18 protein-coding genes are annotated in these 18,732 nt (G+C 67.7%); 10 read left to right on the top strand and 8 right to left on the bottom strand.

The window, feature by feature from the left end; translation table 11 throughout:
• Positions 1–15: 15 nt before the first annotated feature.
• The 6 genes from fdhF to KW845_RS13740 all read left to right on the top strand — a co-directional run bounded on the left by fdhF (position 16) and on the right by KW845_RS13740 (position 9,348).
• Positions 16–2,892 (top strand): formate dehydrogenase subunit alpha, encoded by a 2,877-nt coding sequence (gene fdhF / locus KW845_RS13765; RefSeq protein WP_218369775.1) that lies wholly within the window; start codon positions 16–18, stop codon positions 2,890–2,892.
• A gap of 16 nt (positions 2,893–2,908) precedes the next feature.
• Positions 2,909–3,739, top strand: a complete 831-nt coding sequence (gene fdhD / locus KW845_RS13760) for a formate dehydrogenase accessory sulfurtransferase FdhD (protein WP_218369774.1) — start codon at positions 2,909–2,911, stop codon at positions 3,737–3,739.
• 5 nt (positions 3,740–3,744) lie between these two features.
• Entirely contained in the window at positions 3,745–3,999 is a 255-nt protein-coding gene (locus tag KW845_RS13755) for a formate dehydrogenase subunit delta (protein WP_218369773.1), read from the top strand.
• A 108-nt stretch (positions 4,000–4,107) separates the two neighbouring features.
• Positions 4,108–5,769 carry an OFA family MFS transporter gene (locus KW845_RS13750; RefSeq protein WP_218369772.1) on the top strand — a complete coding sequence of 554 codons (1,662 nt, stop codon included), beginning with the start codon at positions 4,108–4,110 and terminating at the stop codon, positions 5,767–5,769.
• Between the two features lie 366 nt (positions 5,770–6,135).
• A complete protein-coding gene (locus KW845_RS13745; RefSeq protein WP_218369771.1) occupies positions 6,136–7,266 on the top strand; it encodes a class I SAM-dependent methyltransferase in 1,131 nt (376 codons plus the stop codon).
• Positions 7,267–7,437: 171 nt separating this feature from the next.
• Positions 7,438–9,348 carry a bifunctional UDP-sugar hydrolase/5'-nucleotidase gene (locus KW845_RS13740; RefSeq protein ID WP_218369770.1) on the top strand — a complete coding sequence of 637 codons (1,911 nt, stop codon included), beginning with the start codon at positions 7,438–7,440 and terminating at the stop codon, positions 9,346–9,348.
• A 38-nt stretch (positions 9,349–9,386) separates the two neighbouring features.
• On the opposite strand, the gene KW845_RS13735 is transcribed toward KW845_RS13740, so the two are convergent.
• Complete coding sequence (locus KW845_RS13735; RefSeq protein ID WP_218369769.1) at positions 9,387–9,917, bottom strand: chromate transporter; 531 nt, start codon at positions 9,915–9,917, stop codon at positions 9,387–9,389.
• The gene (locus KW845_RS13730) at positions 9,914–10,489 is read right to left on the bottom strand and encodes a chromate transporter (protein ID WP_218369768.1); all 576 of its coding nucleotides are present in this window, start codon (positions 10,487–10,489) and stop codon (positions 9,914–9,916) included. The genes KW845_RS13735 and KW845_RS13730 overlap by 4 nt, the downstream gene beginning before the upstream one ends.
• Before the next feature lie 201 nt (positions 10,490–10,690).
• Here KW845_RS13730 and KW845_RS13725 point away from each other — a divergent pair, with 201 nt between their 5' ends.
• From KW845_RS13725 to hutG, 3 genes are all read left to right on the top strand, one after another.
• Entirely contained in the window at positions 10,691–11,533 is an 843-nt protein-coding gene (locus tag KW845_RS13725) for an EamA family transporter (RefSeq protein WP_218370030.1), read from the top strand.
• Positions 11,534–11,599: 66 nt separating this feature from the next.
• Entirely contained in the window at positions 11,600–12,304 is a 705-nt protein-coding gene (locus tag KW845_RS13720) for an SDR family oxidoreductase (RefSeq protein WP_218369767.1), read from the top strand.
• Positions 12,305–12,355: 51 nt separating this feature from the next.
• The gene (gene hutG, locus KW845_RS13715; RefSeq protein ID WP_218369766.1) at positions 12,356–13,150 is read left to right on the top strand and encodes an N-formylglutamate deformylase; all 795 of its coding nucleotides are present in this window, start codon (positions 12,356–12,358) and stop codon (positions 13,148–13,150) included.
• A gap of 188 nt (positions 13,151–13,338) precedes the next feature.
• On the opposite strand, the gene KW845_RS13710 is transcribed toward hutG, so the two are convergent.
• The 4 genes from KW845_RS13710 to KW845_RS13695 all read right to left on the bottom strand — a co-directional run bounded on the left by KW845_RS13710 (position 13,339) and on the right by KW845_RS13695 (position 15,685).
• Positions 13,339–14,166 carry an anti-sigma factor gene (locus tag KW845_RS13710; RefSeq protein ID WP_218369765.1) on the bottom strand — a complete coding sequence of 276 codons (828 nt, stop codon included), beginning with the start codon at positions 14,164–14,166 and terminating at the stop codon, positions 13,339–13,341.
• A 1-nt stretch (position 14,167) separates the two neighbouring features.
• On the bottom strand, positions 14,168–14,683 hold the full coding sequence (locus KW845_RS13705) for a sigma-70 family RNA polymerase sigma factor (protein ID WP_218369764.1): 516 nt from the start codon (positions 14,681–14,683) through the stop codon (positions 14,168–14,170).
• Between the two features lie 19 nt (positions 14,684–14,702).
• Positions 14,703–15,083 (bottom strand): hypothetical protein, encoded by a 381-nt coding sequence (locus tag KW845_RS13700; RefSeq protein WP_218369763.1) that lies wholly within the window; start codon positions 15,081–15,083, stop codon positions 14,703–14,705.
• A 119-nt stretch (positions 15,084–15,202) separates the two neighbouring features.
• A complete protein-coding gene (locus KW845_RS13695; RefSeq protein WP_218369762.1) occupies positions 15,203–15,685 on the bottom strand; it encodes a YajQ family cyclic di-GMP-binding protein in 483 nt (160 codons plus the stop codon).
• 151 nt (positions 15,686–15,836) lie between these two features.
• On the opposite strand from KW845_RS13695, the gene KW845_RS13690 reads away from it, so the two are divergent.
• Entirely contained in the window at positions 15,837–16,304 is a 468-nt protein-coding gene (locus KW845_RS13690) for a CopD family protein (protein ID WP_218369761.1), read from the top strand.
• 153 nt (positions 16,305–16,457) lie between these two features.
• On the opposite strand, the gene KW845_RS13685 is transcribed toward KW845_RS13690, so the two are convergent.
• Both KW845_RS13685 and KW845_RS13680 read right to left on the bottom strand, forming a co-directional pair.
• Positions 16,458–17,432, bottom strand: a complete 975-nt coding sequence (locus KW845_RS13685; protein WP_218369760.1) for a tripartite tricarboxylate transporter substrate binding protein — start codon at positions 17,430–17,432, stop codon at positions 16,458–16,460.
• 68 nt (positions 17,433–17,500) lie between these two features.
• The gene (locus tag KW845_RS13680; protein WP_218369759.1) at positions 17,501–18,730 is read right to left on the bottom strand and encodes a pyridoxal phosphate-dependent aminotransferase; all 1,230 of its coding nucleotides are present in this window, start codon (positions 18,728–18,730) and stop codon (positions 17,501–17,503) included.
• Positions 18,731–18,732: the final 2 nt, after the last annotated feature.

The following is an 18,732-nucleotide window of genomic DNA, read 5'->3' as shown; positions in this document are numbered from 1 at the left end:
AGAACGAGACCCGCCATGCTCGAAACCGTCATCAAGCGCGACCGCGACCTGGGCACGCCGGCCCGCGTATCCGAAAAACTCGTCACCCTGACCATCGATGGCCAATCGATATCGGTGCCCGAAGGCACCTCGGTGATGCGCGCCGCGGCCGAAGCCGGCATCAACATCCCCAAGCTGTGCGCCACCGACAGCCTCGAGGCCTTCGGCTCGTGCCGCCTGTGCCTGGTGCAGATCGACGGCCGGCGCGGCTATCCCGCATCGTGCACCACCCCGGCCGAAGACGGCATGGTGGTGGCCACCGAAACGCCCAAGCTGCACGAACTGCGGCGCGGCGTCATGGAACTGTACATTTCCGATCACCCGCTGGACTGCCTTACCTGCCCCGCCAACGGCGACTGCGAACTGCAGGACATGGCGGGCGTGGTGGGCCTGCGCGGCGTGCGCTACGGCTTTGACGGCGCCAACCACCTGAACGACCAGACCGACGCCTCGAATCCGTACTTCTCGTACGACCCGTCCAAGTGCATCGTGTGCAACCGCTGCGTGCGCGCCTGCGAAGAAACCCAGGGCACGTTCGCGTTGACCATCTCGGGCAAGGGCTTCGGCTCGCGCGTGTCCGCCGGGCAGGACCAGTCCTTCCTGGACAGCGAATGCGTGTCGTGCGGCGCCTGCGTGCAGGCCTGTCCGACCTCGACCCTGCAGGAAAAGACCGTCATCATGATGGGACAGGCCGAGCACTCGGTGGTCACTACCTGCGCCTATTGCGGGGTGGGCTGCGGTTTCAAGGCCGAAATGAAGGGCCAGGAAGTGGTGCGCATGGTGCCCTGGAAAGACGGCCAGGCCAACCGCGGCCATGCCTGCGTGAAGGGCCGCTTTGCCTGGGGCTACGCCACGCACAAAGAGCGCGTGCTCAAGCCCATGATCCGCCAGCAGATCACCGACCCGTGGCGCGAAGTGTCGTGGCAGGAAGCCATAGACTATGCCGCGTCCGAGTTCCGTCGCATCCAGGCTGAGCACGGGCGCGATGCCATCGGCGGCATCACGTCTTCGCGCTGCACCAACGAAGAAACCTGGCTGGTGCAGAAACTGGTGCGCGCCGCGTTCGGCACCAATAACGTCGATACCTGCGCGCGGGTGTGCCATTCGCCCACCGGCTACGGCCTGAAGCAGACCCTGGGCGAATCGGCCGGCACGCAGACCTTCGATTCGGTCATGCACACGGACGTGATCATCCTGATGGGCGCCAACCCCAGCAGCGCCCACCCGGTATTCGCCTCGCGCATGAAACGCCGGCTGCGCCAGGGCGCGCGGCTGATCGTCATCGACCCGCGCCGCATCGAACTGGTGGATTCGCCGCACATCAAGGCCGACTATCACCTGCCGGTGCGCCCGGGCACCAATGTGTCGCTGCTGAGCGCGCTGGCGCACGTCATCGTCACCGAACGGCTGGTGGACGAAGACTTCGTCGCCGAACGCTGCGAGGCCAAGGCGTTCAACGAGTGGCGCGATTTCGTGGCGCGCCCGGAAAACTCGCCCGAGGCCACCGAGGCCGTCACCGGCGTGCCGGCCGCGCACGTGCGCGGCGCCGCCCGCCTGTATGCCACCGGCGGCAACGGCTCCATCTACTACGGCCTGGGCGTCACCGAGCACAGCCAAGGATCCACTGCGGTGATGGCCATCGCCAACCTGGCCATGGCCACCGGCAACGTCGGGCGCGAAGGCGTGGGCGTGAACCCCATGCGCGGCCAGAACAACGTGCAGGGCTCGTGCGACATGGGTTCGTTCCCGCATGAACTGCCGGGCTATCGCCATGTGTCCGATTCCACCGTGCGGGCCCAATTCGAGGCCGACTGGGGCGTGACCCTGCAGCCCGAGCCGGGCCTGCGGATTCCCAATATGTTCGAGGCGGCCCTGGCCGGCAGTTTCAGGGGCCTGTACTGCCAGGGCGAGGACATCGTGCAGTCCGACCCCAACACCCAGCATGTGGCGGCCTCGCTGGCCGCCATGGAATGCATCGTGGTGCAAGACCTGTTCCTGAACGAGACCGCCAAGTACGCGCATGTGTTCCTGCCCGGTTCGTCGTTCCTGGAAAAGGACGGCACGTTCACCAATGCCGAGCGCCGCATCTCGCGCGTGCGCAAAGTCATGGAGCCCCGCAACGGCATGTCCGACTGGGAAGTGACCGCCGCCCTGTCGAACGCGCTGGGCTATCCGATGAACTACCGCCACCCCGGCGAGATCATGGACGAGATCGCGCGCCTGACGCCGACTTTCAGCGGCGTGTCCTACGCCAAGCTCGACCGCATGGGCAGCCTGCAATGGCCCTGCAACGATGCCGCGCCAGACGGCACGCCCATCATGCACATCGACGAATTCGTACGCGGCAAGGGGAAATTCATGATCACCAAGTACGTGCCCTCGGATGAACGCAGCACCCGCAAGTTCCCGCTCTTGCTGACCACCGGGCGGATCCTGTCGCAGTACAACGTGGGCGCGCAGACCCGCCGCACGGCCAACACGGCCTGGCACAGCGAAGACGTGCTCGAGATGCACCCGCAAGACGCCGAAGACCGCGGCGTATCCGAAGGCGACTGGGTGGGCGTGCAAAGCCGCGCCGGCGAGACCGTCCTGCGCGCCACCCTGACCGACCGCGTGCAGCCGGGCGTGGTGTACACCACGTTCCACTTCCCCGAATCGGGCGCCAACGTGGTCACCACCGACAGTTCCGACTGGGCCACCAACTGCCCCGAATACAAGGTGACGGCGGTGCAGGTGATGCGCGTGTCGCAGCCGTCGGAATGGCAGCGGCAATGGTCGCGCTTCTCGGATGTGCAACAGAAACTGCTGCGCGAGCGTGCCCGTGAAGCCGAGGCCACGCTCAGCGGCAAATAAGCCCGGGACATCCGCCATGGACCGCATGTACCGTCCCGCGCCCAGCCGCGCCGATTGCGCCGACACCGCCGTGCTGCGCGTGCGCGGCGGCACGGTCGGCGCGGCCGCGCAGATCGACCGCGTGGCCGAGGAAACCCCGGTGGCGCTGGAATACAACGGCATCAGCCACGCCACCATGCTGGCCACGCCGGCCGACCTGGAAGATTTCGCGCTGGGTTTCTCGCTGACCGAAGGCATCGTCGACAGGCCCGCCGACGTGCGCGGCATCGAGGTCGTGCCGCAGTTCAACGGCATCGTGGTGCAGGTGGAAATATCCAGTGCCTGCGCGGCGCGCCTGAAGACACGCCGCCGCGCCATGGCCGGCCGCACCGGCTGCGGCCTGTGCGGCGTGGAAACCCTGTCCGAAGTCTTGCGTCAGGTGGCCACGGTGGCCGATGCACCGGCGGTGCCGTTGCCGGCCGTGCTGCGCGCCATGCGCGCCATGCGGGGCAGCCAGGCGCTGCACGACATCACCGGGGCCACGCATGCGGCGGCCTGGGCCGACGCCGACGGGCAAGTGCAGCTGGTGCGCGAAGACGTGGGCCGCCACAACGCACTGGACAAGCTGGTGGGCGCCCTGGCGCGCCTGCCCATCGCGCGGCACGACGGCATGGTGCTGGTATCGAGCCGCGCCAGTTTTGAAATGGTGCAAAAATGCGCGGCCGCCGGCATCGGCATCCTGGCGGCCGTGTCGGCGCCCACGGCGCTGGCGATCCGCGTGGCCCAGAACACCAACGTGGCCTTGCTGGGTTTCGTACGCAATGCCGACGCCGCCATCTATTCGCATCCTGAACGCATCCAACCCTGATCGCCATGGAAATTTCCAACCTGATCCGCATGGCCAACCGCATCGGCGATTTCTTCGAGGCCCTGCCCGACCGTGAAGAAGCGCTGGAAGGCGTGGCCAACCATATCCAGAAATCCTGGGAGCCCCGCATGCGCACGGCGCTGCTGGACTTCCTGAGCCAGCATGCCGACGGACAGGCCGGCGATGTGCGGCTGCACGAAATCGTGCTGGAGTCGGTAACCCGCCATCGCGCGCGGCTTACCCCTGCCCAGCCAGCCTGAAACCCATCCCCGACCACAACCACAACACGTATCGCAGCGTCAATAGAGGCAGCCGCGGACGACCCGCGAGCGCCCATTCCGGCCAGTGCGCCGCCCTGAGGAGACAGCATGAGTAACGCCGCTACATTGGATTTGCCCGGCTCCAAGCCGGGATTCCTGGACAAGGAACGTACGATCGCCGGTTCCGGCTTCAATCGCTGGCTGGTGCCGCCGGCGGCGCTGGCCATTCATTTATGCATCGGCATGGCCTATGGCTTCTCGGTATTCTGGCTGCCCCTGTCCAGGTCGCTGGGCGCCGGCACGGCCACCTGCGCGGCCGACATGAGCGTGCTGGCCGAACTGTTCACCACCCAGTGCAACTGGCGCATCTCGACCATGGGCTGGATGTACACCCTGTTCTTCGTGCTGCTGGGCTGCGCCGCCGCGCTATGGGGCGGCTGGCTGGAACGCGCCGGCCCGCGCAAGGCCGGCATCGTGGCCGCCATTTGCTGGTGCGGCGGCCTGGTGATCTCGGCCATGGGCATCCACCTGCACCAGATGTGGATGATGTGGCTGGGCTCGGGCGTGATCGGCGGCATCGGCCTGGGGCTGGGATATATCTCGCCGGTCAGCACGCTGATCAAGTGGTTTCCCGACCGGCGCGGCATGGCCACGGGCATGGCCATCATGGGCTTTGGCGGCGGCGCCATGATCGGCGCGCCGCTGGCCGACATGCTGATGCGCCACTTCGCCACCCCGGCCGGCCTGGGCGTGTGGCAGGCGTTCCTGACGATGGCCATCATCTACGTCATCTTCATGGTGTCGGGCGCCCTGGGCTACCGCATCCCGCCCACCGGCTGGAAGCCCGAGGGCTGGACCGAACCGGTCAAGCACGCCAACAACGCCATGATCACCAAGGGCCACGTGCACGTAAAGCGCGTATGGGGCATCCCCCAGTTCTGGCTGGTGTGGTGGGTGCTGTGCCTGAACGTGACCGCCGGCATCGGCATCATCGGCATGGCTTCGCCGCTGCTGCAGGAAGTGTTCGGCGGCACGCTGATCGGGCAGCCCGAACTGCTGTACGGCCAGCTCGACAAGACCCAGTTGGCCGCCATCGCTGCCACCGCCGCGGGCTTTACCGGCCTGCTCAGCCTGTTCAACATCGGCGGGCGCTTCTTCTGGGCCAGCCTGTCGGACAAGCTGGGCCGCAAGATGACCTACTTCACCTTCCTGGTGCTGGGCTTCGTGCTGTATTCATCGGTGCCGTGGTCGGCGCACCTGGGCGCGCTGGCGCTGTTCGTGGGCGCGTTCTGCATCATCATCTCGATGTACGGCGGCGGCTTCTCGACGGTACCCGCCTACCTGGCCGACTTGTTCGGCACGCAAATGGTGGGCGCCATCCATGGCCGCATCCTGACGGCCTGGTCGGCGGCCGGCATCTTCGGGCCGGTGCTGGTGAACTACATCCGCGAATACCAGCTTTCCATCGGCGTGCCGCGCGCCCAGGTCTATGACATCACCATGTATATCCTGGCCGGGATGCTGGTGGTGGGCTTCCTGTGCAACCTGGCGATCCGGCCGGTGAACCCCAAGTACTTCATGAGCGAAGAAGAACTGGCGCACGAAAAGGCGCTGGCCCACGAACGGGCCGTGGCCGCCGAAGTGCACGGCGAATCAAGCTCGACCTTCAAGACGCCGCTGGCCTTGGTAGTCTTCGCCTGGACATGCGTGGGGGTGCCGTTGGCTTGGGGGATCTGGACTACGTTGGTCAAGACGGCTGTGTTGTTTTGAAGTGGTGGTTTGGTTTCTTGTGGCGTCGTGGCGGGGTGGCGTGGCCGCCTTGGCTTCACGGTGCCGTCGGGCGCCCTGCGCGCCCGGCCCGGCCCCGAGGCGCCACGGCGGCCACGCCACCCCGCCACGACTCGCAATGGATTCAACATCCCTACATCGCCAGGGACAGCTGGGTTTTTGCATGCCTGGCCAACGGCCTGGTTGAAGAAGAACATCGTGCAGGGCCGGCCCTGTACGCTTTTCTTCTTTTCAGACAGCATGCCCAAAAACGTAAGAACCCCAGCCGCCTCGACGACGTCATGAGAACAAGCATCGGCTCCAACCGGAAGCTGCTACATTGCGAGCTATCCGCTTCCAATCGCCTACATGTCTTCTTTGCCCCCCGTCCATTGGACCGAATCCGGTCAAGCCCACAACGCCTTGTGGCGCTCGGAATCTGGTGCACCGCCTCCCACCCGTATTGAGGTTGCCGACGACCGAATGCCTGCCGATGTTGCCTATCGGCTGATCTGTGCGGGCACGCACCTGTTATGGCGCGGCGATTTCCATAATGCACGGCAGTTGCTGCAGGCGCTGGGGCGGCGCATCGACAAGAAGCCGCGCAAGGCGGCCGACAGCCTGCTGGATGCCTTCAACCGGCATCGGCAGGCCCAGTCGCAGCGGGCGCGGCTGCTGGGCAGCTTGCTGCTGGCCATCGATGCCGACCATGGCATTGCCCTGCGCCGCGCGCCCGATGCCCGGCAGGCCTGCCTGGAGGCATACGGCCCGGCGTCCGGCCCCTACCTGGTCTCGCTGCGCGAACTGCAGGGCGTGATCGGGGCGCATGAATGGCGCAAGAAAGGCGTGCCCATTGCCGCCCTGGACGGCCGCATCCATCCGCACTACGGCGTGTTCTCGCCGGTGCGTGGCGAATACATCGAGCTGGTGGCGCGTGCCCCCTTGCCGGGCGGGCAACCCGCCCTGGCCTACGACATCGGCACCGGTACCGGCGTGCTGGCGGCGGTGCTGGCGCGACGCGGCGTGCCGCATGTCGTTGCCACCGACCAGGACCCGCGTGCCCTGGCCTGCGCGCGCGAGAACCTGGCACGGCTGGACCTGCAGGCGCAGGTGGACGTGGTGCAGGCGGACTTGTTTCCCGATGGGCGGGCGCCGCTGGTCGTGTGCAACCCGCCCTGGCTGCCGGCACGGCCCAGCGCGCCGGTGGAATACGCCATCTACGATCCCGACAGCCGCATGCTGCGCGGCTTCCTGCAAGGCCTGGCCAGCCACCTGGCGCCGCAGGGCGAAGGCTGGCTGATCATGTCCGACCTCGCCGAACACCTGGGGCTGCGCGCCCCGGATGAACTGTCGGCGTGGATCTCCGGCGCAGGCCTGCGCGTCATCGGCCGCCTGGACGCGCGCCCCTTGCATCCCCGCGTGTCCGATGCCGGCGATCCCCTGCACGCCGCGCGCGCCGCCGAGATCACCACGCTCTGGCGGCTGGCCGCGGCCGGTTGAGCCCCTCGCTGAAATCCCTTTTCCCGCTGCCGCCGCCACACGCGGCGGCATTGCCCCGCGTTCGCCGCGTTCCTTCGTTACACGCATTCATCATGCGTTCATCGCGCATTCATCGCGCCGTCATCTGCCTGCCTAATCATTCGGCTTCCAAAACCCGAGGCACGCGGCGCCATGAACAGCTGGAAGAAACATACGACGGTATTGATGATGGGCGGGCTTGCCCTGCTGGCGGGGTGCGGCAGCGGCAGCGATGACGACGATGATGCGCTGCCCCCGCCCGTGGCCAGCCGGCCCATGGACCTGACCATCCTGCACGTCAACGACCATCATTCGAACCTGGACAGCAAGGCCAAGACGCTTCAGCTGAAAAACGCCGCCGGAACCACGACCGAAGTCAGCGTGGACGCGGGCGGCTTTCCCCGTGTCACCGCCGCCATCGATGCGATGGCCCAACAGTCGGCCAATGTGCTCAAGCTGCATGCCGGCGACGCGATGACCGGCACGCTGTATTTCAATCGTGCCGGCGAAGCCGGCGAGGCCGACGCGGCCATGATGAACACGGTGTGCTTCGACGCCATGACGGCGGGCAACCATGAATTCGACAAGGGCGACAGCGGCCTGCATCGCTTCATCGAGTTCCTGCACGCGGGCGACTGCAAGACGCCGGTGCTGAGCGCCAACGTCACGTTCGCCGATGCCTCGCCGCTGAGCCCTGCGCGCGCGCCAGGCTGGGTCCAGCCCTCGATTACCCTGCAGCGCGACGGCCAGTCTATCGGCCTGATCGGCCTGACGATCGCCAACAAGACGCAGCAATCGTCCAGCCCGGATCCCGGCACCGTGTTCTCGGACGAGACCGAGGCCGCGCAGGCGCAGATCGATGCGCTGCGCGCCCAGGGCGTCAACAAGATCATCCTGATGAGCCATATCGGCTACAGCTACGACAAGCGGGTCATCGCCGGCCTGAGCGGCGTGGACATCGTGGTGGGCGGTGATTCGCACAGCCTGGTCGGCCCCGATTCGCTGTCGGACTACGGCGTGGGCACGCCGGCCGGCCCCTACCCCACCCAGTTGACCGACAAGGACGGCAAGCGCGTGTGCCTGGTGCAGGCATGGGAATACTCGCAGGTGGTGGGCGAACTGAAGGTCAGCTTCGACGCCAACGGCGACGTCACGCAATGTTCGGGGACGCCGCACGTGCTGATCGGCGACACGCTGACCGTGGGCGGCACGGCCCCCAACCCGGCTGACCAGGCCGCCATGCAAGCCGATATCGCCGCCAGCGGTTTCCTGCGCGTGCAGGCGCCCGACGACGCCGCCGTCGCGGTGCTGCAGCCGTACAAAGACCAGGTCGACACCTACAGCCGCAGCGTAGTGGCATCGGTGCCGCAAGAGCTGTGCTCGCGCCGCGTGCCGGGCGGCCCCGGTTCGGTCGACTACGGCCGCTCCAGTGCGGCGTGCAACGCCGAGGGCAGCGTCGATGCGCGCGGCGGCGATATCCAGCAACTGGTGGCACAGGCCTACCTGGAAGTGGCCAACGCGCAGTACGGCGGCGCCGACATCACGCTGCAAAGCGGCGGCGGCGTGCGCATCCCGTTGCAAGGCAACGTGACCGCAGCCAATGTGATCGAGGTGCTGCCGTTCGGCAACATGCTGTGGCGCCTGGACGTGACCGGCACCGAAGTGCGCAGCATGCTGGAAGATGGTTTGCAAGGCGTGTACGGCCCGACCGGCACCACCGGCCCGTACCCCTACACCGGCGGCTTGCGCTTCGACGTGGACAGCCTGCAGCCGGTGGGCAGCCGCGTGTCCAACGCCGAAGTGTGGGATGCGGCCGCCAGCAACTGGCAGCCACTGGATCCGGCCCGCACCTACAGGCTGTTCGTGCTGAGCTTCAATGCCACGGGCGGCGACGGCTATGCCACGCTGGCCAAGGTGCCCGCCGAGCGCCGGCAGGATATCGGCGTGCTGGACGCCGACGTGCTGCAGACCTACATCGACATGCAGGCCAGGAATGCCAGCGGCCTGCCGGAGCTGAACCGCCTGCCGGTGGACCTGTACAGCACCAAGAACTATATCGAGTAGGCCATGCGCCGCGCCTGGCCGGGCGCGGCCGGGCAGCCTCAGGGCTGCCCGATGCCGCTCAGCCCGATCAGCGCGCCGGCCGCCAGCATCCACAGCGGATGGACGCGCGTGAATACCGTGACCGCGGCGACCAGCACCGCGATGGCCGCCAGCATCCAGTTATGCACCGACGCTTCGGTGATCAACGATGCGCTGGCCGCCATCAGCCCCGCCGTCATCGGGAAAATGCCGGCCTGCACCACGCGGCGCCAGGGTTTGTCTTTGAAGCGTTCCCACAGGCCCAGGGCCACGGCGGTCAGCAAGGACGAGGGGCCGAATTTGGCAATCGAAGTGATCAGCGCGCCCTGCCAGCCGGCCACGTGCCAGCCCACCAGGGTCACGATCATCAGGTTGGGCCCGGGCGCGGCCTGGCTTAGCGCGAACAGCGCGCTGAAATCGGCGTCGGACATCCATTGGTGTATTTCGACTACCTGCCGCTGCATCTCGGGCAGGATGGTATTGCCGCCGCCGAATGCCAGCAGCGACAGCTGCGTGAAAATCAGGAACAGCGAGACCAGCACGGTGCTCATCGCATCAGCCTCCAGGTGACGAAGATGCTGATGGGTGTCAGTACCAGCATGGTGGGCAGCAGGGGCAGGCGCAGCACGGCAATGCATACGAAGCAGGCCACCGCCACGGCAATGGCCCCCCACTTGCCGCGCAGCGGCCGGGCGATCTTCACGGCCATCGAGATCAGCAGCCCGGCCGCCGCCGCGGCCAGGCCCGCGAACAAGTGCTGGATGCGCGGATCGTCGGCGTAGCGCTGGTACACCACGCCCAGCGAGATCACGATCACCGACGGCGCGGCGATCAGCCCCATGATGGCCGCGAAGGCCCCCTTGGGGCCGCGGAACTTCATGCCCAGCGCGACCGACATGTTGATGATGTTGCCGCCGGGCAGGAACTGGCACAGGCCCAGCAGCTCGGTGAAGTCTTCGGAAGACAGCCAGCGGTTCTTCTCGACCACCATGTGGCGGGCCAGCGGCAAGGCGCCGCCGAAGGCGCTCAGCCCCAGCCAGAAAAACCCGGTGAACAAGGCCCACGGGGTGGGGGGCGGCGGCTTGGGCGCAGTATCTGACGCGGAAGGAAGAGAGGCATTCATGGCAGGGGTCCGGTAACAGGGTCGAAAGCCTACTCCTGCCCGTGCCGGACTGCAATTGGCCGCGCCCGCCGCGGGCCTGCCCGCACGGGTACCGTAGAATGGCACCCACCGCCGGCCATCCACGGCCGGCCGTCGCGCAGTATGTCCACGCCCGCCTCGTCTTCGTCGCCGCTGTACCCCGTCTTGTTGCTGGTGATTGCCATGGTGTCCATGCAAGGCGGCGCCGCCCTGGCCAAGAGCCTGTTTCCGGCCGTGGGCGCGCAAGGCACGGCGGCGCTGCGCCTGCTGTTCTCGGCCGTGATGCTGCTGGCCTATTTCCGGCCCTGGCGCATCCGCATGCCGGCGTCGGCCTGGCGCCTGGTGGTGGCGTACGGCCTGTCGCTGGGCGCCATGAACCTGCTGTTCTACATGTCGCTGCGCACCATCCCGCTGGGCATTGCGGTGGCGCTGGAATTCACCGGGCCGCTGGCGGTGGCGCTGCTGTCGTCACGCCGGCTGGCCGACTTTGCCTGGATCGCCCTGGCGGCGGCCGGCCTGCTGCTGCTGGTGCCCCATGGTGCCGACGTGCATACGCTGGACCCGGCCGGCATGGCCTACGCGCTGGCCGCCGGCCTGTGCTGGGCGCTGTATATCGTGTTCGGGCGCAGCGCGGGCGTGCGCCACGGCACGCAAACCGTCGCCCTGGCCGCCTCGGTGGCGGCCCTGGCCGTGCTGCCTTTCGGCCTGGCACAGGCCGGGCCGGCCCTGTTCTCATTCGACCTGCTGCCCCTGGCCATCGGCGTGGCGGTGCTGTCCAGTTCGCTGCCCTACGCCCTGGAAATCACCGTGCTGGCACGCATGCCGGTGCGCATCTTCGGCACCCTGCTCAGCCTGGAACCCGTGTTCGCGGCCCTGTCGGGGCTGCTGTTCCTGGGCGAGGCCCTGACGCTGATGCAGTGGGCCGCGGTGGCCGCCATCGTGACGGCGTCGGCCGGCATCACCGCGGGCAGCGGCCGGCCGGCCAGGCGCCGGGCGGGCAAGCCGGCCGCCGGCAAGACGCCGTGACGGCGGGTTTATGATGATGCGGCAGGCGCGCCCGGGGCCGCCGCCTTACTGCAAAGGAACACGAACATGTCCACCGACAAAGTCGCACTGATCACCGCCGGCGGCAGCGGCATGGGCGCCGCCGCGGCGCGCAAACTGGCCGAAGACGGCTTTCGCATCGCCATCCTGTCGTCGTCGGGCAAGGGCGAGGCACTGGCGGGCGAGCTGGGCGGCCTGGGCGTCACCGGCTCGAACCTGGTGCCCGACGACATCGCCCGGCTGGTCGACAGCGCCATGCAGCGCTGGGGCCGCATCGATGCCGTGGTCAACAGCGCGGGGCATGGCCCCAAAGGCAAGCTGCTGGACATCCCCGATGCCGACTGGCAGCTTGGCATGGAGTACTACCTGTTGAACGTGGTGCGCATCACGCGGCTGGTGGCGCCGATCATGCGCCGGCAGCGCGCCGGCTCGATCGTCAATATCTCTACCTATGCCACCTTCGAACCCGAAGCGCTGTTTCCCACGTCCGGCGTGTTCCGCGCCGGCCTGGCAGCGTTCACCAAGGTTTTTTCCGATGAATTCGCGGCCGACAACGTCCGCATGAACAACGTGCTGCCCGGCTTCATCGACAGCCTGCCCGAAAAAGGCGACCGCCGCGAGCGCATCCCCATGGGCCGCTACGGCCGTTCCGACGAAGTCGCCGAACTGATCGCCTTCCTGGCATCGGACAAGTCGGGCTATATCACGGGGCAGAACATCCGCATCGATGGCGGCATCACGCGCTCTGTGTAGCGTGCCGTGCAGCGCTGCCAGCCCATTTCCCTTTCACGACACCCTGACCGCATGAATACGCTCTACACCCTTACCCGCGGCGATGCGCCGCTGGTAATCAATATCCCCCACGTGGGCACCTGGGTGCCCACCGAGCTGCGCCCCCTGATGACCGCCCCGGCGCTGGGCGTGCCGGATACCGACTGGCACGTCGACCGCTTGTACGACTTCGCGCGCGAGCGCGGCGTTACCCTGATGGCGGCCACGCACTCGCGCTACGTCATCGACCTGAACCGCGACCCTGACGGCGCGGCGCTGTATCCCGGCGCGTCCAACACCGAGCTGTGCCCCATCGGGCGCTTCGACGGCGGACCGGTCTGGAATGAAGGCACGGCCGATCACCCGCTGCTGGACGTGGCGGCCCGCCGGCGCCAGTATTTCGACCCCTACCATGCCCAACTGGCGGCCGAACTGCAGCGCGTGCACGCGCAGCACGGCTACGTCGTGCTGCTGGATGGCCACTCGATCATCTCGCAATGCGCGCGCTTCTTCGAGGGCCGCCTGCCCGACCTGAACCTGGGCACGGCCGATGGCGCCAGTTGTGCGCCGTCGCTGCAGGCCGCGGCCGCGGCCGCGCTGGCCACCGCCCCGGCCTTCAGCCACATCGTCAACGGGCGCTTCAAGGGTGGCTGGATCACCCGGCATTATGGCCAGCCGCAGCGCGGCTACCATGCGGTGCAACTGGAAATGGCGCTCGAGGCCTACATGACCGAGGCCGAGCCGTACAACTGGGATCCGCAGCGCGCCGAACCCCTGGTGCGCGTGCTGCGCACCCTGGTCGACGCCCTGCTGGCCTGGCGGCCCTGAGCCGCGGGCCCGCTCAGGTGTCAGGCATCGCAGGTGCCTGACACCATGGTGCGCCACCACTTTCTCAGTCGTATGGTGTCAGGCACCCTGACGGGAGCCAGACACCTGGCAACAGCCGGGAAATCACGGAACAGCCCTTAAGGTAGCGCCATGGGTGTCAGGCACCTGGCTACATCTGGCTGCCCCGTTCAGCCCGCCGGCGCGGCGTCGAGCTGGCGGTAGACTTCGGTCGAGATCCGCATCAGTTCGCCGCGGTCGACTTCGCCTGACAAGGCGTAGCCGAACCGGCCGTCCACCCAGTAGAACACCCGCACCGGGCCTTCCTGGGCAAACTGGAAGGCCGTCTTGTCGCCCGCGGCCTCGCGGGTCACGTACAAAGTCAGGCGCCGGCCCTCGGGCGAGGCATACATGAACTGGGCCACCGGCCCTTGCCCACCGGGCAGCAGGCGCCCGCCCACCAGCGTATAGCCGGCCGATGCCAGCGCGGGGGCCCGCACCGGGGCGCCCAGGCGCTTGGTCAGCCAGGTGACCAGGGCCTGCTCCTGGTCGGCGCCGATCTCGACCGGGCGCCGCGCATCGGCGGCGTACACGGCATGGGCAATGGCCGCACGGTGGGCGAACGCCGCATCGCCGGCCGCCACGCGGGCCGCGTGCACCGATGCCGCCAGTTGCCGGCCGTCGAGCGCGCCGCGCACGAACCAGGCCGCGACCGCACTGCATAGCGCCAGGACCAGCGCGGCCGCCAGCGCGGGCCAGCGGCGCGGCACAGCGGGCGGAGCCAGCGGCAGACACAGCGGCAAGGGTTCATCGGCCACCGGTGCCAGCCATTCGCGCAGGCGCCGGTTCTGTTCGCGCCAGGCCAGCACGCGCTGGCGCGCCTCGGAGTGCTGCTCCAGGAAAGCGGCAATTTCGGCGGCCCGCTCGTCAGGCAGCTGGCGGTCGACGTAGGCGTGCAGGTCGGCCTCGGTAACCGGGGCGCCGGGGCCGGGTGCGGCGTGCAGGGTCTTGTCGTTCATCTCATTTGACCCGGTGCAAGGTGGACGCGGGCACGGGCCGCGCCTGCAACAGGGCGCCCAGGCGTTCGCGGGCGCGCGACAGGCGCGACATCACGGTGCCTACCGGCACGCCCAGGGCCAGGGCCGCCTCGCGATAGCTGAATTCCTCGACGCCCACCAGCAGCAGTACCGCGCGCTGGTCGGGCGGCAATTGCAGCAGGCAGCGGTCCAGGTCGCGCACTTCCAGGGCATCGGCCTGGGTGGGGCGCACCGCGATCTCGGGCAGTTCGGCACCGGCCTGGGTATCGGCCTGGCGGCGCTGCGCGCGCACGCTGTCGATGAACTGGTTGTGCATGATGCCGAACATCCAGGCCCGCAGCTCGCCGCGCCGCTGCCAGCGCGAGTAGCGGCTCCAGGCCCGTTCGAGCGTGTCCTGCACCAGGTCGTCGGCGCGCTCGCGGTCGCCCGTCAGCCCGCGGGCATAGCGCCGCAGGCTGGGGATGCAGGCAACGATCAGCGCTTCGTCTTCGGCGCGCATGCGGCCGCCGGACGCCGCGTCAGGGCTGGATCACGTGCCAGACGCTCTTGACGTTGTCGCCCTGCTTGTCGCCGGGTTTGGTGTCTTTCACGAACAGGTACAGCGGCTTGCCCTTGTAGGCCCACTGCTTGGTGCCGTCGTCGCGGGTGATGATGGTGTAGTCGCCTTGCGGCTTGGCGTCGCCGGAGGCGGCCAGGGGCGGCCAGGCCTTGGCGCAGGGGCCATTGCAGGCGCTCTTGCCGCCGCTGTCGTTATCGAAGGTGTACAGGGTCATGCCGGCCTGGTCGGCCAGCACGCCGTCCTGTGTCTTGACGGGGGCCTGGGCGTAGGCGGCGCTGGCGAACAGGGCGCAGGCCGCCAGGATGGCGGCGTGGCGGACGGTGGCAATACGGACAGTCATGGTGGGCTCCTGGAAAAGGGGTACAGCACTGCTACAGACGTCTGCCGCGGCCGGTTTATTCCCCTGCCCCACACGATGGCGCGTTGGCGCCCTGGAACAGCCCAAGGCGGGCAGCCGGATCAGTCGCGGAAGTTCTGGAACTGCAACGGCAGGTCGACGTCGGTCTTGCGCAACAGGGCGATGGCCTCTTGCAGGTCGTCGCGCTTCTTGCCGCTGACACGCAGCTTGTCGCCGTTGATCTGGCTTTCGACTTTCAGCTTGGCGGCCTTGATGGCGGCGATCAGCTTCTTGGCCACGGGCTGCTCGATACCCTGGCGCACGGTGACCTTCTGGCGCGCGCCGCCCAGGTTTTCCAGCGGATCGGCGACCTCGAGGCAGCGCACGTCGATGCCGCGCGCCGACAGCCGGCCGCGCAGGATGTCGAGCATTTGTTTCAACTGGAAGGCGCTGGGCGCGACCTGGGTCACCACGAAGTCTTCGAGTTCGAACTTGGCGTCGGATCCCTTGAAGTCGAAACGGGTGGATAGCTCGCGGTTGGCCTGGTCGACCGCGTTGCTGAGTTCGTGCTTGTCCACTTCGGAAACCACGTCGAAACTGGGCATGGCTGCAACCTATGAAAAAAAGTGAATCAACGGCGGCCTCCCGCCACCGGTAATTCATGAAGTTTATGTCGATTTGCGCCCGCCCGCCGAGGCGGCGATATGATGCGGGCAGGACGGCCCCCTTCTGGCGCCGCCATCACCGGACCCGCCCATGCTCTACAACATCCTGAAGTTCGCGCACATCCTGGCCATCATCTTGTGGGTGGGTGGCATGATCTTCGCTTACTGTTTCCTGCGTCCGGCCGCGGCGGCGCTGGATCCGCCCCAGCGGCTGCAATTGATGCGCGATGTGCTGGGCCGTTTCCTGAACGCCGTGCTGTGGTCAGTGGCGGTTGCCCTGGCCAGCGGGGTGTGGATGATAGGCCGTTCGGCCCGCCAGGCCGCCGAATCGGGCGGCAGTTTCCACATGCCGCTGGCCTGGACGGTCATGGCCACCCTGGGGGTGGTCATGGCGGCCATTTTCGGGCATATCCGCTTTGCGCTGTACCCGCGCCTGGCCAAGGCCGTGCAGGCGGGCGAATTGCCCGCCGCCGCGGCCGCCATGGGGTCGATCAAGACCTGGGTGGCGGTCAACCTGGGGCTGGGCGTGCTGACCGTGGCGGTGGTGATGCTGGGCTGAAGAGCGCCGTCCAGACGTTCAGGTGTCAGGCTCCGCAGGTGCCTGACACCATGGTGTGCCGAGACTGTCTCAACGGTATGGTGTCAGGCACCTGTGGAGCCTGACACCTGGGTGCGCGCCTTTCACCTGGGCAGACGCCTGCCCGCGACGCGCTCAGTCGACCCGGGCGCCCGACTGTTTCACCACCTCGGCCCAGCGGGCGATATCCGCCTTGTGCACCCGCTCGAACGCGGCGGGGCTGGGGTCGACGGGCGGCGTGATGCCCTGCGAATCGATCAGCCAGCGCTGGAACTCGGGTTTGGACATTTCCTTGATGACCGCATCGCTGAAGCGCTTCTGGATGTCGGCCGGCAGGTTGGCGGGGCCGAACAATCCATACCAGGTGCTGCTTTCATAGCCGGGCAGCCCGCAGCCTTCGGCCACCGTGGGCACGCCGGGCAAGGCCTCGAGCGGCTTGGACGTCGTCACTCCCAGGGCCCGCACCTGGCCGGACTGCACCGCCGCGATGCTGGGCGCGCTCTGGTTGAAGAAGAAATCGACTTCGCCCGACAGCAGCGCGGTCATGGCCGGCCCCTGGCCGCGGTACGGCACATGCAGGATGTCGACCTTGCCCTGGTTCGTGAACTGCGCGCCGGCCAGGTGGCCCGAGGTGCCATTACCGGTGGATGAGTAATTCATCTTGCCGGGGTTCTTGCGCGCCAGCGCCAGCAGGTCTTTGCAGGTCTTGATGTCGGGATGCTTCTTCGGATTGACCAGCAGCACGTTGGGCACGTCGCCCAGCAACGCGATATGGCTGAAGTCTTTCCACACGTCGAAGCTCAGGCTCTTGTACAGCGCGGCATTGATGGCATGGGTGCCCGCCGTGCCGAACAGGAAGGTATAGCCATCGGGCTCGGCGCGCGACACGACGTCCGACGCCACATTGCCGCCCGCCCCGGTGCGGGCTTCCACCACGATGGGCACGCCCAGGGTCTCGGTCATGCCCTGGCCCAGCTTGCGCGCGTACAGGTCGACACCCGACCCATTCGGGAAGCCCCCGACAATGGTGATGGGCCGCGACGGCCATTTGTCTTGGGCGGCGGCCGGCATGGCGGCCGCCAGCGTGGCAATGCTCAGGATACGCAACATGGTTTATTCCCCTTGTGAAGTTGTGCTGCGATGAACCGCCCGCCAGGGCGGGCGGCGATTTTCCTGTGTCAGCTCAATTGCGCCACCGCGCGGCCGATGCGATCCAGGGCCGTCTGCAATTGCGCCTGCGAGGTGGCATAGCTGATGCGAAAGTATGGCGCAAGCCCGAACACCGTGCCCGGCACCACGGCGACGTCGTGGTCCTGCAGCAGGTACTGGCAGAAATCGGCGTCGGTCTCGAGGCGCTGGCCGGCCGGTGTGCGCCGGCCCAGCACGCCGGCGCAACTGGCATAGGTATAGAACGCGCCCTCGGGCTGCCGGCAGCTCAGGCCATCGATGGCGTTCAGGCCATCGACCACCAGGTCGCGGCGCACCTGGAACGAGCGGCGCCGTTCTTGCAGCACGTCTTGCGGGCCGTCCAGCGCCTCGATGGCGGCGGCCTGGCTGATGGAGCACGGGTTCGACGTGCTCTGGCTCTGCACCACCGCGATGGCGCCGATCAGTTCCCTGGGGCCGCCCGCGTAGCCCACGCGCCAGCCGGTCATGGCGTAGGCCTTGGACAGGCCGTTGATCGTCAGTGTGCGGGCCTTCAGGCGCGGCTCGACCTGCGCCATGGTGCGGAAGGCGAAATCGCCGTAGATCAGGTGCTCGTAGATGTCGTCGCAAAGCAGCCACACGTGCGGATGGCGCAGCAGCACGTCGGCCAGGGCGCGCAGGTCGGCCTCGGCGTAGGCCGCCCCGGTGGGGTTGGACGGCGAGTTCAGCATCACCCAGCGCGTGCGCGGGGTGATGGCCTGTTCCAGGTCGGCCGGCTGCATGCGAAAGCCATCGTCTTCGCGGCAGGGCACTTCCACCGTCTTGCCGCCGGCAATGGCGATCATGTCGGCATAAGAGGTCCAGTAAGGGACGCCGACCACGACTTCGTCGCCGTCGTCCAGCGTGGCCATCAGCGCGTTGTGGATCACTTGCTTGGCGCCGGCCCCCACCGTGATTTCGTCCAGGCCGTACGACAGGCCATTGTCGCGCTCGAACTTGCGCGCAATGGCCGCCTTCAGGGCCAGGGTGCCATCCAGCAGGGTGTACTTGGTGTCGCCGGCGCGCATCGCGCGGATGGCGGCTTCCTTGACATTGTCGGGCGTGTCGAAGTCGGGTTCGCCCGCGCCCAGCACGATGACGTCGCGCCCTTCGCGCTTGAGCTGCGCGGCGCGCGCGCCGATGCGCAGGATTTCGGACACCGCAATGCGGGCGATGCGGTTGGCGCGCCGGAAGACGGGCGCCTGGGAAATATCGGTAGACATGC

Source organism: Bordetella sp. BOR01, from assembly GCF_019218885.1.
Lineage (GTDB): Bacteria > Pseudomonadota > Gammaproteobacteria > Burkholderiales > Burkholderiaceae_B > Bordetella_A.
The sequence above is the reverse complement of the archived record's forward strand: the minus strand, read 5'-3'. Positions and strand labels throughout refer to the sequence as shown.

Coding starts and splice junctions, on each gene's coding strand:
- KW845_RS13750 (WP_218369772.1), top strand. CDS start 4,108: ATGAGTAACGCCGCTACATTGGATTTGCCCGGCTCCAAGCCGGGATTC.
- KW845_RS13690 (WP_218369761.1), top strand. CDS start 15,837: ATGCTCTACAACATCCTGAAGTTCGCGCACATCCTGGCCATCATCTTG.
- hutG (WP_218369766.1), top strand. CDS start 12,356: ATGAATACGCTCTACACCCTTACCCGCGGCGATGCGCCGCTGGTAATC.
- fdhD (WP_218369774.1), top strand. CDS start 2,909: ATGGACCGCATGTACCGTCCCGCGCCCAGCCGCGCCGATTGCGCCGAC.
- KW845_RS13735 (WP_218369769.1), bottom strand. CDS start 9,917: ATGAGCACCGTGCTGGTCTCGCTGTTCCTGATTTTCACGCAGCTGTCG.
- KW845_RS13725 (WP_218370030.1), top strand. CDS start 10,691: ATGGTGTCCATGCAAGGCGGCGCCGCCCTGGCCAAGAGCCTGTTTCCG.
- KW845_RS13730 (WP_218369768.1), bottom strand. CDS start 10,489: ATGAATGCCTCTCTTCCTTCCGCGTCAGATACTGCGCCCAAGCCGCCG.
- KW845_RS13720 (WP_218369767.1), top strand. CDS start 11,600: ATGTCCACCGACAAAGTCGCACTGATCACCGCCGGCGGCAGCGGCATG.
- KW845_RS13695 (WP_218369762.1), bottom strand. CDS start 15,685: ATGCCCAGTTTCGACGTGGTTTCCGAAGTGGACAAGCACGAACTCAGC.
- KW845_RS13740 (WP_218369770.1), top strand. CDS start 7,438: ATGAACAGCTGGAAGAAACATACGACGGTATTGATGATGGGCGGGCTT.
- KW845_RS13705 (WP_218369764.1), bottom strand. CDS start 14,683: ATGCGCGCCGAAGACGAAGCGCTGATCGTTGCCTGCATCCCCAGCCTG.
- KW845_RS13745 (WP_218369771.1), top strand. CDS start 6,136: ATGTCTTCTTTGCCCCCCGTCCATTGGACCGAATCCGGTCAAGCCCAC.
- fdhF (WP_218369775.1), top strand. CDS start 16: ATGCTCGAAACCGTCATCAAGCGCGACCGCGACCTGGGCACGCCGGCC.
- KW845_RS13755 (WP_218369773.1), top strand. CDS start 3,745: ATGGAAATTTCCAACCTGATCCGCATGGCCAACCGCATCGGCGATTTC.
- KW845_RS13680 (WP_218369759.1), bottom strand. CDS start 18,730: ATGTCTACCGATATTTCCCAGGCGCCCGTCTTCCGGCGCGCCAACCGC.
- KW845_RS13700 (WP_218369763.1), bottom strand. CDS start 15,083: ATGACTGTCCGTATTGCCACCGTCCGCCACGCCGCCATCCTGGCGGCC.
- KW845_RS13685 (WP_218369760.1), bottom strand. CDS start 17,432: ATGTTGCGTATCCTGAGCATTGCCACGCTGGCGGCCGCCATGCCGGCC.
- KW845_RS13710 (WP_218369765.1), bottom strand. CDS start 14,166: ATGAACGACAAGACCCTGCACGCCGCACCCGGCCCCGGCGCCCCGGTT.